Source organism: Pseudomonas sp., from assembly GCF_030690725.1.
Taxonomy (GTDB): Bacteria; Pseudomonadota; Gammaproteobacteria; order Pseudomonadales; family Pseudomonadaceae; genus Aquipseudomonas.
Map to the genome: position 1 here is coordinate 25,829 of NZ_JAUYGD010000038.1, position 14,657 is coordinate 40,485.

Consider the following 14,657-nt stretch of genomic DNA (forward strand, 5'->3'; position numbering starts at 1 on the left):
TATGAGCGAGCCGATTCGTATTCTGTTTGTCGACGATGAAGAGCGCATCCTGCGCAGCCTGGCCCTGCAGTTTCGCCGCGAATATGAGGTGCTGACCGAGAGTGATCCGCGTCGCGCCCTGGAACGCCTGAAAAGCGAGAGCGTGCAGATTATCGTCAGCGACCAGCGCATGCCGCAGATGAGCGGTGCCGAGCTGCTGGCCCAGGCGCGTGAGATTGCCCCCGATACCCTGCGCATTCTGCTGACCGGTTACAGCGATCTGGATGCCGCCGTGGAGGCACTCAACAGCGGCGGCATCTTCCGTTACCTGACCAAGCACAGGGATCAGCAGGGGATGGCCTTCACCCTGCGCCAGGCGGCGCAGATTGCCGCCCGCCAGTTGCAGGCGCCGAAAGTGCTGATGGCCATACCGCAGGTGGCGCTCAATGTGCTGCTCTTGGATGAGGATGCGCCTACCCTGGCTGTGGTGGCCGAGTTCTGCGTGGCCGGCGGCCATCGCCTGCTGCGCGCGGCATCGCTGAGCGAGGCCGTGGCGCTGCTTAATAGCCAGCCAATCGATCTGCTGGTCAGTGACTTGCAAGTGGCCGGGGAGGACACCGCGCCGCTGCTGAAAAGCCTGGCGCAGGCCCATCCGCGTTTGCTCAGTCTGGTGGTTACGCCGTTCTGCGATACCCAGGCACTGCTCAAGCTGATTAATGAGGCGCAGATTTTTCGTTATCTGCCCAAGCCGATTCGTCGCGGTCTATTCGACAAGGGCTTGTTGGCGGCGGCCGAACAGGCGCAACTCTGGCGTGCGCAGCCGGCGCAGGTGGTCACCCGCCTGGCGCAGCAGCCGCGTGAAGAGCGTGATCGGGAGAAGGTCGGCAGTTTGCTGGGTATGCTCGGGCGTTTGCGTGAACGCCTGATTGCCTGATTGCCTGATTGGGTCAGAGATTGTTCGCGGGCATGGCCCGCTCCTACAGGTGTCAGTGACTGTAGGAGCGGGGGTGCCTAACCCATGCCCGCGAAAAAAACAGTCGTTAGCGGCGTACTTGCTTAAGGGTTTCGGCGATCAGGAAGGCCAGTTCCAGCGACTGGTCGGCGTTCATCCGCGGGTCGCAGTGGGTGTGGTAGCGGTCTGACAGGCCGTCTTCGGTGATCGGCCGCGCGCCGCCGATGCATTCGGTGACGTTCTGCCCGGTCATCTCGATATGGATACCACCGGCGTAGCTGCCTTCGGCCTGGTGCACGGCGAAGAACTGCTTCACTTCGGCGAGAATCTGCGCAAAGTCGCGGGTCTTGTAGCCGCTTGAGGCCTTGATGGTGTTGCCGTGCATCGGGTCACTGCTCCACAGCACCTGGCGGCCTTCGCGCTGCACGGTCTGGATCAGGCGCGGCAGGCCGGCTTCGACCTTGTCCGCACCCATGCGCACGATCAGGTTGAGACGGCCGGGATCGTTGTCCGGGTTAAGGATATCGATCAGGCGGATCAGCTCTTCGCTGTCCATGCTCGGGCCGACTTTCACCCCAATCGGGTTGCCGACGCCACGCAGAAACTCGACATGCGCGCCGTCCAGCTGACGGGTGCGGTCGCCGATCCACAGCATATGCGCCGAGCAGTCGTACCAGCCGCCGGTAAGGCTGTCCTTGCGCACAAAGGCTTGCTCGTAGTTCAGCAGCAGCGCCTCGTGGGCGGTGAAGAAGCTGGTTTCACGCACTTGCGCCGCGCCGTCCATGCCGCAGGCGCGCATAAAGGCCAGGGTTTCATCGATGCGGTCGGCCAGCTGGCTGTACTTCTCGCCCAGCGCCGAGTTGGCAATAAAGTCGAGGTTCCACTGGTGCACCTGGTGCAGGTCGGCAAAACCGCCCTGGGCAAAGGCGCGCAGCAGGTTCAGCGAGGCGGTGGACTGGTGGTAGGCCTGCAGCAGGCGCTCCGGGTCCGGCACGCGGCTGGTAGAGTCGAAGCCGATGCCGTTGACGATATCGCCACGGTAGGCAGGCAGGGTCACGCCGTCGATGGTTTCATCGTTGGCCGAGCGCGGTTTGGCGAACTGGCCGGCCATGCGCCCGACTTTGACCACCGGGCATCCGGCGGCAAAGGTCATGACGATGGCCATCTGCAGCAGCACCTTGAAGGTGTCGCGTATTTTCGCCGCGCTGAACTCGGCAAAGCTCTCGGCGCAATCGCCACCCTGCAGGAGAAACGCGCGACCTTGGGTGACCTCGGCAAACTGGCGGCGCAGTTCGCGGGCTTCACCGGCAAACACCAGCGGCGGATAACCGGCCAGGGTCTGCTCGACCTGGGCCAGTTGCGCGGCGTTCGGGTACTGCGGTTGCTGCTGGATCGGCTTGGCTCTCCAGCTTTCAGGGCTCCAGGGTTGCGACATTGCGGCTCTCGGCTTAAGTCAATTTAGGCGGACGGGCATGGTAACCGATAAGCCATCGCCGGCAAGCCGATAGGCGCGATAGAGCCGCTGCATGATGCTGCTGATCAGGTTTGCCGTTTCCCTGTAGGAGCGGCCCATGGCCGCGATGCGTTTCGCGGGCACGGCCCGCTCCTACGGATTGTGATCCGGCTACATTATCAGCGTGGCGTTACATCGCGGCTCGAGAGGAAGCGACCGAAACCCTGCTGCTTGCCCAGTGCCTCAGGGAACTCACTGCCACGGCGGTAGGCGATGCGGCCGTTGATCAGGGTTGCATCCACCGCCGCGTCGTTGCGTTTGACCACGCGCTCCAGGCCCAGCACCTCCATTGGCGCTTCATGGATAGCGTCCAGCTCATCGGTCAGCCCGGCCGGGTTGACGATCACCAGGTCGGCACGGTCGCCGACGCGGATATAGCCGGCATCCACGCCGATAAAGTCCGCCAGCTCGCCGCTCAGGCGGTGGATGGCGCGGCCCAGCTCCATAAATGGCGTGCCGGCCAGTTCGGCGTCACGCACGTATTTAAGGAAGCGCAGCGGGAAGTTGTACTGGGCGATGGAACGCAGGTGCGCGCCGGAGTCGGCGAAGCCCGGCTGGGTCCAGGGGCTGGAGAGCAGCTTGTGCATCACCGCCTCGCGCTGGTTGCCGTAGCAGGTGGTCCACTTCAGCGCTTCGCGGTACTGGCAGGCCAGCTCGAAGTAGGCGTCCACCGGGTCTAGACCCCGTGCAGCGCCGAGCTGCTTGAAGTTCTTGCCGACCAGGCTGGCGTCCGGGCATTCGCTTACCCAGCAATCGGAGAAGTCGCGGTGCCACAGGCCTTTGGTGAGGATGGCCTTGACCTGCTTCTTGAACAGGGCGCGGAACTCCGGCTCCAGCACCTTGGCATACAGCTCGTCCGGGTCCTTGATATTGCGCAGGATCTCGCCAGCGCCGAACTCTTCGAAGGCGTTCACGTTGAGGCCTTCAAGGCGCAGGGTGAAGGGCGCCGGCAGGGTCTGCCAGCGGAAGTGGCCGCGCAGCACGCGGTTGGCCAGCCAACCGGATAGACGGGTGAAACGATGCAGCAGCGGCTGGGATTTCAGGTCCAGGGCGGTGAGCATCGAGCACTTCAGAGGTTTGCGCAGCCAGCCGTGGGCCTGGTAGAGGAAGGCGAATACGTTGACCTTGGTCACCGCGTCCGGCGCACCCTGCAGCACTGCGCCACGCCGGCGCAGCACGGCGAACAGGCGCGAGAACTCGGTCCAGCTGGCGAAGGTCGACGGTAGCGGGCTGGACCAGGCGCGGTCGCCGTCCATCTTGTCCAGGCGCGTGGTCATCACCGACAGGCCGATGCAGCCGGCGTCCAGCGCCTCTTCCAGCAGTTGCTCCATGCGCGCAAGTTCAGCTTCAGTCGGTTTGATCTTGCGGGTGGCGCGTTCCAGGCCCATCACCGCCACGCGCAGTTCGGAGTGGCCAAGGAAGGAGCTGACGTTCGGCCCCAGCGGCTGCTGATCATAGAACGCGCGGTAGCCGGCGGCGTCGCGCCAGGTCTTCTTCTCCTGCAGGATCGGCAGCACGTATTCACGCGGCACCGCTTCGACGCGGGTGAACAGGTCCGAGCAGTCTTCTGCATCGGCCAACACCATGCTGATCGAGCAGGAGCCAATGGTCACGCTGGTCACGCCGTGGCGCACCGATTCCTTCAATGCTGGGGCGGCGATCACTTCGGCATCGTAGTGCGAGTGGATTTCCAGAAAGCCCGGCGTCACCCACTTGCCGGCCGCATCCAGCACCTCGGGGCAGCCGCTTTCATCCAGTGGGCTGAGGCTCAGCACATCAATGCGTCCGTCCTTGATGCCGATATGCCGCAGCTGCCCTGGCTGGTTACTGCCGTCGAAGTACAGGCCGTTCTTGATAATGATGTCGTGGCTCATAGCAGACTCCAGGGCGCGAGCAGCAGGCCGCCGGTGACCAGCAGCAACAGGTAGATGGCAATGCGGAAATGCTGTTCGTTGAAGCGCTGGTGCAGGCGCTCACCCAGCCACACGCCGATCAGTAGCAGCGGGGCGTAACTGGCGACTTGCGGCAGCGCGGGCAGCAGACGGCCGTCGAGTAGAAAGGCCACCGTCAACAGGCTGTTCAAGGTGAACCAGACGCTGACCAGGGTGGCGCGCAGGCGTGCCTTGTCTAATTGCGTACCGGCCAGGGCGAATACCAGCAGCGGGCCGCCGGAGGCAAACAGACCGTGGCTGACGCCGGCGCACAGGCTGAGCAGGCGGCTGAGCCACATGGGCCGTACGGGCTGCATTGCTGCATGACGCAGGCGCCACAGCTCGCGGGCGGCAAACCACAGCACCAGTGCGCCGAACAGGCGCTTGGCCAGGGCGGCGTCGAGGAAGGGCAGCAGGGCATAGCCGAGAGCGGTACCGAGCAGCATGCCGGGCAGGATCATGCCCAATAGCAGGCGGCGGTCGATCATCTGCCGATGCCGCCAGACCAGGTAACCGGTCATGCAGATATTCAGCGGCACCAGCACTGGCAGCAGCTGATCGATGGGCAGTAACAGGGCGCCCAGTGACAGGGCAATCACGATGCTGCCGAAACCGGTGATCGCCTCCAGGGTGTACGCCAGCAGGATAAAACCGGCGAGGGCCAGCCAGATAAGCTCCATCAGCCCATCTCCCCGGCGAAGCGCGCGCTCATCTTGCGGTAGTAGAAACTGGGGGCGACTCGCCAGAGCAGGCTGGCCAGCCAGCTGCCACGGTCGGGGAACAGGCGCTCGCGGCCTTGCACTTGAGCCTCAAGAATCTGCGCGGCCATCCAGTCGGCACCACGTACCTGGCCGATGGTCGAGCGGCCGTGTTGCGCCTGCTTGCCGTCGCCGCCAAGGGCGTTCTGTTCGATGGGCGTGTCGAGAAAGCTTGGGTACACCAGCAGCATCTTGATGCCGTCGCGGGCGGCCTCGGCGCGCAGCACCTCGAAGAACTGGCCGAGGGCGCTTTTCGCCGCGCAATAACCGGCGCGACCCAGCACCGGCATCCATCCGGCCATGGAGCCGATGGCAATGATCTGCCCACGGCTTTGGCGCAGCAGCGGTAGGGCGCTCAGGGTCAGCTCTACGGGGGCCTGATAGTCGACGGCCATGACTTTGCGCAGCACCGCAGGGTCTGTCTGCATGGCCGGTGAGCGGTGGGTGATGCCGGCGTTGTTGATCAGCACATCTAGGCGGCCGAAGCGCTCGCTGCAGGTTTGCAGCAATTGCTGATGCAGGTGCGGGTCGGTGATATCGCCGGCCAGCCCGATTACCCGCTCGGCGCCCAGTTCATTCACCCGCGCGGTCAGGCCGTCTGCATTGATATCGGTGAGCAGCAGATTGCAGCCTTGGCCGTGATAGGCGCGCGCAAGTTCCCAGCCGAGGCCGCTGGCGGCCCCGGTGATCATTACGGTGTGCATTATTTTTCTCCAGCGTTAGCCAGTGCCGCAGGGGCGGGTGAAGCGGCGATGGGCGCGCGGCGCGACCAGATAAATGCCAGGGTCAGGCCGCTGACCAAGTGCCAGCAGCCCCAGAACGCGGCGATCAGCAACATGCCGCTGGCCTGCGGGAAGAAGGTGAAAACGATCACCAGGCCCAGGGCCGAGTTCTGGATGCCCACCTCCAGGGTGATCGCCCGGCGATCTGCTGCCGGCAGCCCGGAAAGCCGCGCGCAGCCGTAACCCACCGCCAACGCCAGGGCGTTGTGCGCCACCACCAGCCAGAAGAACAGATGGAAGTGCGCGATAAACTGGTCGAAGTTGCGGCTAAAGGCCAGGGTGACGAAGGCCAGCATCACCAGCAGGGCAAAGATCCGCAGCGACTTTTCCACCTTGAGTGACAGGCTGGGAAAACGCCGGCCGATCCACATGCCGGCGATCAACGGCAGGCCGAGCACCAGCAGCACTAGCAGTAGCAAACTGATTGGGTCCATGGCGATTTCAGTCAGCAGCGGGCGGGTCAGCGGATTAAGCCAGGCATAAAAACCGAAGTTCAGCGGCGTCAGCACACTGGCGGCGAGGCTGGATACTGCAGTCATGCTCACCGATACCGCGACGTTGCCACGGGCCATCCAGGTCATGATGTTGGAGAAGCTGCCGCCGGGGCAGGCCGCGACTAGCATCATGCCCAGGGCCAGCATCGGCTCGATGCGCAGCGCCCAGCAGGCCAGACAGGTCAGCGCCGGGAGCAGGACAAATTGCGCGAACAGGCCAATCAGCGGCGCCTTGGGCTCGCGGACGATACGTTTGAAGTCATCCAGGCGCAGCTCCAGCGAGACGCCAAACATCATCACCGCGACGATGACGTTGATCAGCACCAGGCTGCTGGGGTCGAACTGGATATTCACCGGCTCCATCACAGGCTTCCTTCAACAGTGCGGCTGGCGGTAGCGGGCAGCGCAGCCAGGCCGGCGCGCAGGCTATTGCTGTGCTGCGCGATGCTTTGACGATAGCTGTCCTTGTGCACGTAGTAGGCCATGCGCTCCAGTTGCAGGTATTGGTAGCCGCCGTCCATGCGCATGCTCGCTCGTTCGCGTTTGAGTGCCTGGAAGTCCCTGGCCGCTTGGCTGCCAGCCTGCAGGCCCTTGATATACAGCGCCACCAGCTCGGCCTGCTCGTCGCGGCCCTGCCAGCCGAGGCCCGAAGCTTCGACCATGCCCAACATAAACAGGTCGTCATACTCGGGGTGGAACACGTTGAGGTACAGCTGCGGCGCTCCGGCGTTGTTCGGCCAGTTAAGGTGCGCACGGTCGATAAAGGGGTAATCGAGCTTGTAGCCGGTGCCTTGCAGAATCAGGTCGTACTCGGCCTGTTCGCCATCGCTAAAGGTGACGAGTTTCTCTTCCACCTTGGCGATATCGCGGCGTGCCTGGATATCGCCATGGCCGAGGTAATGCAGCACCAGGGAGTTCATCACCGGGTGCGACTCGTAGAGCTTGTAGTCCGGGTCGGGAAGGCCGTATTGCGACGGTTTGCCGACCAGCGCGCGCACCAGCAGGCCGTCGAGAAATTGCTTGAGCGGGCGCGGCAGCTTGATCGCACCGCCGAGGGTATCGGTCGGCCGGCCCAGGGTGAATTTGGGCAGGAAGTAATAGCCACGGCGCACTGACAGGTCCACCGAGGCGGCGCGGTGTACGGCGTCCACGGCGATATCGCAAGCCGAGTTGCCGCAGCCGATCACCAGCACGCGCTTACCGTCGAACACCGCTGCCGAGCGGTAGTCGCTGGAATGCATCAGCTCGCCGGTAAACGTGCCGGGTAGCGCCGGCTGATTGGGCGTGTGCAGGGTGCCGTTGGCCATCAACACGCCGTCGAACAGCCATTCACGCTGTACGCCGTCGTACTCGCTGATCAGCTTCCAGCCTTTGTCCAAGCGCTGGATTTCCACCACGCGGGTATTGAACTGGTAGTGCGCATACAGCCCAAAATATTTGGCGTAGTCGCGGAAATAACGGCGCATCTCGCTGTGATGCGGGTAAGGCGCCACTTCGTCGCGCATCGGGAATTCGCTGAACTGGGTGGTGCCCTTGGAGGAAATCAGGTGCGCCGAGTCGTACATGGTGCTGTGCGGATTATCGATGTCCCACAGGCCGCCGACATCCGCGTGCAGTTCGAAACCGACAAAGTCGATGCCGTGCTTGTGCAGTTGACGTGCTGTACACAGCCCCATGGGGCCGGCACCGATAATGGCGTACATGGCAAACCTCGATAATCGTTTTTATTGTTGTAGTCGCAGAACGATAAACTCGGCGCCCCCGACTGCGGCAAATTATCGCGTGACCAGGGGAGGGTGCCTCAATGACAATTAGCGCCTTTCCTCTGGCCGAAATGGTCGGGGATGTCACGGTGGAGAGTGGTGGATGCCAGGTTTACCCCCGGTTGGGCAGATGCCGGACCCGCTGTTGATCGCCGAAGTGCACGATGCCTTCGGGGTGATCCAGGTAGTCGAAATGGGCGCTTACCGCTTTCTCGAATTCGGCGAGGCGATTGAGCAGAGCTGCGTGTATATGCCGGACCCCAGCTGGCTGGAGTACGACTACACCCGCGCCATGCTGCTTGGCGCGCTGTGCCATGAACATCCAGAAAGCGCGCTGTTTCTTGGCCTCGGTGCCGGCAACCTGACCCAGGCCTGCCTGCGCTTTCTGCCCTTGGAAGATGTCGAAGTGATCGAGCTGCGCGCTGATGTGCCGCGCTTGGCCATGGAGCATATGGGCCTGGTCGATGACCCGCGCCTGACCATCCGCATCGGCGATGCCCTGGAGCTGCTGGAAAGCGCGGAAAAGACCGACCTGCTGTTTGTCGACCTGTATACCGACCATGGCCCGGCAACTGGGCATCTGGCCTGGCGCTTTCTGGAAAACTGCCAGAAGCAGCTTAACCCCGGTGGCTGGTTGATTATCAACCAGTGGGCCGGTAACGACGGCAAGCCGCTGGGCGCGCCGCTGTTGCGCGGCCTCTACCATCGGCATTACTGGGAGTGTCCGGTAAAGGAGGGCAACGTGGTGTTGCTGGTGCCGGCGGATTTGGACCAGGAAATCGACTTTGCCGAACTGCGCCGCCGTAATGAGCTACTGGCGCCGCAGTTCGGTTATTCGCTGGAGTCGTTGATTAAAGCGGTGCGTCCGGCGACCTGATCAAGTCATGCATTCTTGTCTTGGCTTGTAGGAGCGGGCCATGCCCGCGAGTCGTGGTATCGCGGCCATGGGCCGCTCCTACAGGTTTATAACCCAAACATCGAAAGCAAATGCCCTGACCGCGTAGCGAGGCTCAACGTCCTTTAAAGTCGCCTGGCCGGCGTTCCAACATGGCTTTGACACCCTCCTTAGCATCTTCACTGGCCATCAGACGGGTCACGGTTGGATGCAGGCTGGCGGCTGCGGCTGCCGGGCCTTCGACCACAGCCTGGCGCGCCGAAGCCAGAGTCGCTTGCACGCCCAGTGGCGCCTGCGCGGCAATGCGTTCGGCGAGCCATAGCGCCTTGGGCAGCAGCTCTTCGCTGGCCACCACCTCCTGGATAAAGCCCAGGCGATAGGCTTCGTGAGCATCGAACTCATCGCCGGTCAGCAGCCAGCGCATGGCGTTGCCCCAGCCGGCGGTCTGATGCATGCGCAAGGTGGCGCCGCCAAACGGGAAGATCCCGCGTTGCACTTCCATCTGGGCGAAGCGGGTATTGCTGGCGCACAGGTTGATATCCGAAGCCAGCATCAGCTCGATACCTATGGTGTAGCAGTAGCCTTGCGCGGCGACGATCACCGGCTTGCTCACTCGCGGCCCGCCGAATACGCCCCAGGGGTCGCAGCCGCCTTCAGGAATCTTCCAGCCAGCGGCAAACTGCGCGGCCACATTGGCCAGGTCCAGCCCGGCGGTGAAGTGTTCGCCATGGGCAAATACCAGCGCCACCCGCGCTTCGCTGTCGCGCTCGAACTCGCCGTAGGCCAGGCACATGTCGTCGAGCATGGGCATATCGAAGGCGTTGCGTTTGCTCGCTCGGTCCAGGCCGATCAACATGATCTGGCCGCGTTTTTCACGGCTGACGCGGCCGCTGGTGCTTTGGGTCATGGCGGGGAGTCCTTGTGCGCAGGTTAGTAAACTGGGGCGTGAAGCCGTTACAGCATGGCAGTTGCAGGCTATCAGAGGATGACCATCCGGCGTGCTATATGCTCTATTTCAGGAAAAACCAGTACATTTGGCCAGGTTTTCCGGTATAGTGCGCGCCGGTCAATTCTTGGCCACGTTCAGGTAGTACAACTCGCCCGAAGGTTTACTTTGGCAGTTAGTCCGTTTTGCGGACTATCCTTGACGATTCATTTATCACACGTTTTCGCAAATCCCCGCCGACATGGCTGCCAGGGTGACTTTCGGGTCTTACACGGCATGCGCAGCTTTGGAACATGGGTCTTTGCGGATGCACTAGAGGCAGACCCATGACCCAGGAAATCGGCGGCTTCGCCGCTCTCGATCTACATCCCAATGTTCTCGCTGCTGTAATTGCCACTGGCTATGAAGAGCCTTCGGCTATTCAGATTCAAGCGATTCCAGTAATTCTCGCCGGCCACGACATGATCGGCCAGGCGCAGACCGGTACCGGTAAAACCGCTGCCTTCGCTCTGCCAATCCTCAGCCGCATCGACCCGGCCAAGCGTCAGCCACAAGCGCTGATCCTGGCTCCGACTCGTGAGCTGGCGCTGCAGGTTGCCACCGCTTTTGAAACCTACGCCAAGCAAATGCCGGGCGTCAGTGTTATCGCCGTTTACGGCGGCGCGCCAATGGGCCCGCAGCTTAAAGCCATCCGCAATGGCGCACAGATTGTTGTGGCCACTCCAGGTCGTCTGGTTGACCACCTGCGTCGCGACGAGAAAGTGCTGTCGACCATTCAGCACCTGGTCCTCGACGAAGCCGACGAGATGCTCAAGCTGGGCTTTATGGATGACCTCGAAGTCATCTTCAAAGCCATGCCGGAAAGCCGTCAGAGCGTGCTGTTCTCCGCCACTCTGCCGCACTCGATCCGTGCCATCGCTGAAAAACACCTGCGTGACCCCAAGCACGTCAAGATCGAAACCAAGACCCAGACTGTAACTGCCATCGAGCAGGTGCATCTGATGGTTCACGCCGACCAGAAGCACGCCGCCGTACTGCGTCTGCTGGAAGTCGAAGAGTTCGACGCGCTGATCGGTTTCGTCCGCACCAAACAAGCCACCCTGGACCTGGCCGCCGCGCTGGAAGCCAAGGGCTACAAGGCTGCTGCACTGAACGGCGACATCGCACAGAACCAGCGTGAGCGCGTTATCGACTCGCTGAAAGATGGTCGTCTGGACATCGTGATCGCCACCGACGTTGCCGCCCGCGGCCTCGACGTGCCACGCATCACCCACGTGATGAACGTGGACATGCCGTACGATCCAGAATCCTACGTACACCGTATCGGCCGTACTGGTCGTGCCGGTCGTACCGGTCGCGCCCTGCTGCTGGTGACTCCACGTGAGCGCCGCATGCTGCAAGTGATCGAGCGTGTAACTGGGCAGAAGGTCGGTGAAGTCAAGCTGCCAGACGCCAAGCAGGTGCTGGACGCACGTATCAAGAAGCTCACCAACAGCCTGGCTCCGCTGGTTGCTGATGCCGAAGCCAGCCACGGTGATCTGCTTGATCGTCTGACTGCCGACATCGGTTGCAGCCCGCGTGCCCTGGCCGCAGCCCTGCTGCGCAAGGCCACCAATGGCCAAGCGCTGACCCTGGCTGAAGTCGAGCGTGACCAGCCGCTGGTACCGAATAGCAATGGCCCACGTGAACGTAGCGAGCGCAGTGATCGTCCTGAGCGTCCTGATCGCGAAGGCAGCCGTGAGCGTCGTGCTCCGGTGCCATTGGCCGAAGGCCGTGCCCGTTGCCGTACCGCCCTGGGCGCTCGCGACGGTATCGCGGCGAAGAACCTGCTCGGCGCGATCCTCAACGAAGGCGGCCTGGTCCGCGAAGCCATTGGCCGCATCCAGGTGCGCGAGAGCTTCAGCCTGGTCGAGCTGCCAGAAGAAGGCCTTGAGCGTCTGCTGACCAAGCTGAAAGACACCCGCGTCGGTGGCAAGCCACTGAAGCTGCGTCGTTATCGCGAAGATTGATGCTTCGTTGAATAAAAAGCCCCGCCTAGTGCGGGGCTTTTTTATTCCTGCTGTTTGTCGGGCGTATGGCTTAAGTGAAGCTGTAGATATCCATGCCCAGTGCGCCTAGGGTAAAGCCGCTGTGCTCGACCTTGAATTGCTCGCCTGCGCCCTCGGCGAAGAACAGTGGTAGCAGGTGCTCGTCGCTGGGGTGGTTGCGCACCGCAAAGGGCGCTTGTCGGCGGTAGTCCTGCAGAGCGGCGTGATCCTGCTCAGTCAGCTTCTCTACGATCCAGTCGCGAAACGCCTGTGCCCAGGGCTCGATGACATCCGGGTCTGCGTGCCAGTCCAGTTCGCCAAGGTTATGGGTGATGCTGCCGGAGCCAATCAGTAGCACGCCTTGCGTGCGCAAGCTGGCCAGGGCCTTGCCGACCTGACGTTGCAAGGCTGGGCCCTGCTGGCTGGGCAGGGAGACCTGCACCACGGGTATATCGGCTTGCGGGTACATCAGCGACAGCGGCACCCAGACGCCGTGATCCAGCGGGCGCTCGGCGTCGAGCTGCGCTGGCAGGTTGGCGGCGGCCAGCAGTTGGAGTATGTCCGCCGCCAGCGTTGGGTTGCCGGGCGCCGGGTATTGCACTTGATAGAGCTCGGCAGGAAAACCGCCAAAGTCATGCCAGGTTCGCGGTTGCGCCGCGCTGCCGACCCGCAGCTCGTGGCTTTCCCAGTGCGCCGAAACCACCACAATGGCGCGCGGCTTGGGCAGTTGGCTGGCTAGGCGAGCCAGGGTAGGGCCGCTGGCGCCGGGTTGCAGGGCCAGCATGGGTGAGCCGTGGGAGATAAACAGGCTGGGCAGTGACATGGCAGACTCCTGATGGATTCCTTGCATCTTCTATCAGCCAATCTGTGCATAAAAGCGCAAAAGCTAAGGTGTTTTGATCGTTTTAATAGATGGGTTGGTGCAGGCGGAATCCCTTGGCCTTATTGGCCGCGTTGCGGCACGATCCTCAGTTGATTATTTACAGGAGGCGGTATGCACGCAGAATTCTGGCAGGCGCGTTGGGCGAGCAGTGAAATCGGCTTTCATCTGCCTGAGGTCAATCCTTACCTGCAGCAGCACTGGCCGGCGCTGGGTTTGCCGGAAGGTGCGCGGGTGCTGGTGCCGCTGTGTGGCAAGAGCCTGGACCTGGCCTGGTTGGCGGGGCAGGGCTATCAGGTGGTCGGTGTTGAGCTGGCGCAGCGTGCGGTGGAGGACTTCTTCGCCGAGCATAAGCTGCAGCCGGAGGTCAGCGAAGTGGGTGCTTTCAGGCTGTATCGGGCTGGCACTGTGGAGATCTACTGCGGTGATTTCTTTGCCCTGACGGCTCAGCAGCTTGCCGGCTGCACCGCACTGTATGACCGCGCTGCACTGATTGCATTGCCGCCAGAGATGCGCGCTCGTTATGTGGCGCACCTGGCGAAGATTCTACCCAGCGGCTGCCAGGGGTTACTGGTGAGCCTGGATTATGACCAGGCGCAGATGGACGGGCCGCCCTTCGCTGTGACGAATGACGAGGTGCAGCGGCTGTTTACGCCCGATTGGCAGTTAGAGGAACTGGCGTGCGGCGATGTGCTGGGCGACAACTGGAAGTTCCTCAAGCGCGGCCTTGAGCGCCTGGATGAGCGCGTCTATCGCTTGTGTAAGGCCTGAAGCCGGAAAAGAAAAAGGCGGCCCGTGGGCCGCCTTTTTCGTCTGCGTTGTACTTAGCCGCGTTGACGCAGGGCTTCGATACGCACTTCCAGTGGCGGGTGGGTCATCAGCAGGCCAGCCAGGCCGCCCTTCAGGCCGCCGTTGATGCCGAAGGCGGTCAGGCTGTTAGGCATGGTGACCGGCACTTCCTGCTCGGCGCGCAGGCGCTGCAGGGCAGCGATCATCGCGCCAGTGCCAGCCAGGCGGGCACCGGCTTCATCGGCCTTGAATTCGCGCTTACGCGAGAACCACATAACGATGATGCTGGCCAGGATGCCCAGAACAAGCTCGGCAAAGATGGTCGCTACGAAGTAGCCAATGCCTGGGCCGTCTTCGTTTTTCAGGATCACCTTGTCGACGAAGTTGCCGAAGATCCGCGCGAAGAACATCACGAAGGTATTCACCACGCCCTGGATCAGCGCCAGGGTGACCATGTCACCGTTGGCCACGTGGCCGATTTCGTGTGCCAGTACGGCGCGTACTTCGTCAGGCGAGAAACGCTCCAACAGGCCTTGGCTGACCGCTACCAGGGCGTCGTTCTTGTTCCAGCCGGTGGCGAAAGCGTTGGACTCATAGGCCGGGAAGATACCGACTTCCGGCATCTTGATCCCGGCTTCGCGGGATAGCTCTTCTACGGTCTGCAGCAGCCACTGTTCGTGACGGGTGCGTGGCTGGGTGATGATTTCGGTCTTGGTGCTCATCTTCGCCATCCACTTGGACAGGAACAGCGAAATCAGCGAACCGGCGAAACCGAACACGGCGCAGAAAACCAGCAGGCTGCCATAGTTCTGGCCGGTAAAGCGGTCGACCCCGAGCAACTTCAGGGTGATGCTGGCGATGATCAACACCGCAACGTTGGTGGCCAGGAACAGCATAATGCGCATCATGGTGTATTGAGACTCCTCACGGGAAACATCTATCAGGCCG

General features: G+C 62.4%; 14 protein-coding genes. 4 read left to right on the forward strand and 10 right to left on the reverse strand.

From position 1 onward, the window contains the following. Window position 1: 1 nt before the first annotated feature. A complete protein-coding gene (locus Q8O69_RS09870) occupies window positions 2-913 on the forward strand; it encodes a response regulator (RefSeq protein ID WP_305591697.1) in 912 nt (303 codons plus the stop codon). A 106-nt stretch (window positions 914-1,019) separates the two neighbouring features. Here the strand turns inward: Q8O69_RS09870 and Q8O69_RS09875 are convergent, their stop codons facing one another. From Q8O69_RS09875 to Q8O69_RS09905, 7 genes are read right to left on the reverse strand one after another with little or no spacing between them, the layout of a single operon-like run. Continuing rightward, a complete protein-coding gene (locus Q8O69_RS09875) occupies window positions 1,020-2,366 on the reverse strand; it encodes a class II 3-deoxy-7-phosphoheptulonate synthase (protein ID WP_305591699.1) in 1,347 nt (448 codons plus the stop codon). 18 nt (window positions 2,367-2,384) lie between these two features. After that, complete coding sequence (locus Q8O69_RS09880; RefSeq protein ID WP_305591701.1) at window positions 2,385-2,528, reverse strand: hypothetical protein; 144 nt, start codon at window positions 2,526-2,528, stop codon at window positions 2,385-2,387. A 35-nt stretch (window positions 2,529-2,563) separates the two neighbouring features. Further along, window positions 2,564-4,318, reverse strand: a complete 1,755-nt coding sequence (locus Q8O69_RS09885) for an amidohydrolase family protein (RefSeq protein WP_305591703.1) — start codon at window positions 4,316-4,318, stop codon at window positions 2,564-2,566. After that, on the reverse strand, window positions 4,315-5,055 hold the full coding sequence (locus Q8O69_RS09890; protein WP_305591705.1) for a sulfite exporter TauE/SafE family protein: 741 nt from the start codon (window positions 5,053-5,055) through the stop codon (window positions 4,315-4,317). The genes Q8O69_RS09885 and Q8O69_RS09890 overlap by 4 nt, the downstream gene beginning before the upstream one ends. Beyond that, complete coding sequence (locus Q8O69_RS09895; protein WP_305591707.1) at window positions 5,055-5,837, reverse strand: SDR family NAD(P)-dependent oxidoreductase; 783 nt, start codon at window positions 5,835-5,837, stop codon at window positions 5,055-5,057. Before Q8O69_RS09895 ends, Q8O69_RS09890 begins: the two co-directional genes overlap by 1 nt. Further along, window positions 5,837-6,772: a bile acid:sodium symporter family protein gene (locus Q8O69_RS09900; RefSeq protein ID WP_305591709.1), complete on the reverse strand. Its 936-nt coding sequence runs from the start codon at window positions 6,770-6,772 to the stop codon at window positions 5,837-5,839. Before Q8O69_RS09900 ends, Q8O69_RS09895 begins: the two co-directional genes overlap by 1 nt. Continuing rightward, on the reverse strand, window positions 6,772-8,112 hold the full coding sequence (locus tag Q8O69_RS09905; protein WP_305591711.1) for an NAD(P)/FAD-dependent oxidoreductase: 1,341 nt from the start codon (window positions 8,110-8,112) through the stop codon (window positions 6,772-6,774). The genes Q8O69_RS09900 and Q8O69_RS09905 overlap by 1 nt, the downstream gene beginning before the upstream one ends. A gap of 163 nt (window positions 8,113-8,275) precedes the next feature. Here Q8O69_RS09905 and Q8O69_RS09910 point away from each other — a divergent pair, with 163 nt between their 5' ends. Next, the gene (locus tag Q8O69_RS09910) at window positions 8,276-9,049 is read left to right on the forward strand and encodes a spermidine synthase (RefSeq protein ID WP_275961468.1); all 774 of its coding nucleotides are present in this window, start codon (window positions 8,276-8,278) and stop codon (window positions 9,047-9,049) included. Between the two features lie 133 nt (window positions 9,050-9,182). Here Q8O69_RS09910 and Q8O69_RS09915 read toward each other — a convergent pair whose 3' ends face one another. Further along, complete coding sequence (locus Q8O69_RS09915; RefSeq protein WP_305591713.1) at window positions 9,183-9,974, reverse strand: crotonase/enoyl-CoA hydratase family protein; 792 nt, start codon at window positions 9,972-9,974, stop codon at window positions 9,183-9,185. 332 nt (window positions 9,975-10,306) lie between these two features. On the opposite strand from Q8O69_RS09915, the gene Q8O69_RS09920 reads away from it, so the two are divergent. Next, entirely contained in the window at window positions 10,307-12,022 is a 1,716-nt protein-coding gene (locus Q8O69_RS09920; protein ID WP_305591715.1) for a DEAD/DEAH box helicase, read from the forward strand. Between the two features lie 70 nt (window positions 12,023-12,092). Here Q8O69_RS09920 and Q8O69_RS09925 read toward each other — a convergent pair whose 3' ends face one another. Then, window positions 12,093-12,863: a class III extradiol ring-cleavage dioxygenase gene (locus Q8O69_RS09925; protein ID WP_305591717.1), complete on the reverse strand. Its 771-nt coding sequence runs from the start codon at window positions 12,861-12,863 to the stop codon at window positions 12,093-12,095. Between the two features lie 171 nt (window positions 12,864-13,034). Between Q8O69_RS09925 and Q8O69_RS09930 the strand changes: the two genes are divergently transcribed. After that, a complete protein-coding gene (locus Q8O69_RS09930; protein ID WP_305591719.1) occupies window positions 13,035-13,691 on the forward strand; it encodes a thiopurine S-methyltransferase in 657 nt (218 codons plus the stop codon). A gap of 53 nt (window positions 13,692-13,744) precedes the next feature. Here Q8O69_RS09930 and htpX read toward each other — a convergent pair whose 3' ends face one another. Continuing rightward, on the reverse strand, window positions 13,745-14,617 hold the full coding sequence (htpX, locus tag Q8O69_RS09935; protein ID WP_275961473.1) for a protease HtpX: 873 nt from the start codon (window positions 14,615-14,617) through the stop codon (window positions 13,745-13,747). Window positions 14,618-14,657 lie beyond the last annotated feature (40 nt).

Coding starts and splice junctions, on each gene's coding strand:
- Q8O69_RS09870 (WP_305591697.1), top strand. CDS start 2: ATGAGCGAGCCGATTCGTATTCTGTTTGTCGACGATGAAGAGCGCATC.
- Q8O69_RS09875 (WP_305591699.1), bottom strand. CDS start 2,366: ATGTCGCAACCCTGGAGCCCTGAAAGCTGGAGAGCCAAGCCGATCCAG.
- Q8O69_RS09885 (WP_305591703.1), bottom strand. CDS start 4,318: ATGAGCCACGACATCATTATCAAGAACGGCCTGTACTTCGACGGCAGT.
- Q8O69_RS09890 (WP_305591705.1), bottom strand. CDS start 5,055: ATGGAGCTTATCTGGCTGGCCCTCGCCGGTTTTATCCTGCTGGCGTAC.
- Q8O69_RS09895 (WP_305591707.1), bottom strand. CDS start 5,837: ATGCACACCGTAATGATCACCGGGGCCGCCAGCGGCCTCGGCTGGGAA.
- Q8O69_RS09900 (WP_305591709.1), bottom strand. CDS start 6,772: ATGGAGCCGGTGAATATCCAGTTCGACCCCAGCAGCCTGGTGCTGATC.
- Q8O69_RS09905 (WP_305591711.1), bottom strand. CDS start 8,112: ATGTACGCCATTATCGGTGCCGGCCCCATGGGGCTGTGTACAGCACGT.
- Q8O69_RS09910 (WP_275961468.1), top strand. CDS start 8,276: ATGCCAGGTTTACCCCCGGTTGGGCAGATGCCGGACCCGCTGTTGATC.
- Q8O69_RS09915 (WP_305591713.1), bottom strand. CDS start 9,974: ATGACCCAAAGCACCAGCGGCCGCGTCAGCCGTGAAAAACGCGGCCAG.
- Q8O69_RS09920 (WP_305591715.1), top strand. CDS start 10,307: ATGGGTCTTTGCGGATGCACTAGAGGCAGACCCATGACCCAGGAAATC.
- Q8O69_RS09925 (WP_305591717.1), bottom strand. CDS start 12,863: ATGTCACTGCCCAGCCTGTTTATCTCCCACGGCTCACCCATGCTGGCC.
- Q8O69_RS09930 (WP_305591719.1), top strand. CDS start 13,035: ATGCACGCAGAATTCTGGCAGGCGCGTTGGGCGAGCAGTGAAATCGGC.
- htpX (WP_275961473.1), bottom strand. CDS start 14,617: ATGATGCGCATTATGCTGTTCCTGGCCACCAACGTTGCGGTGTTGATC.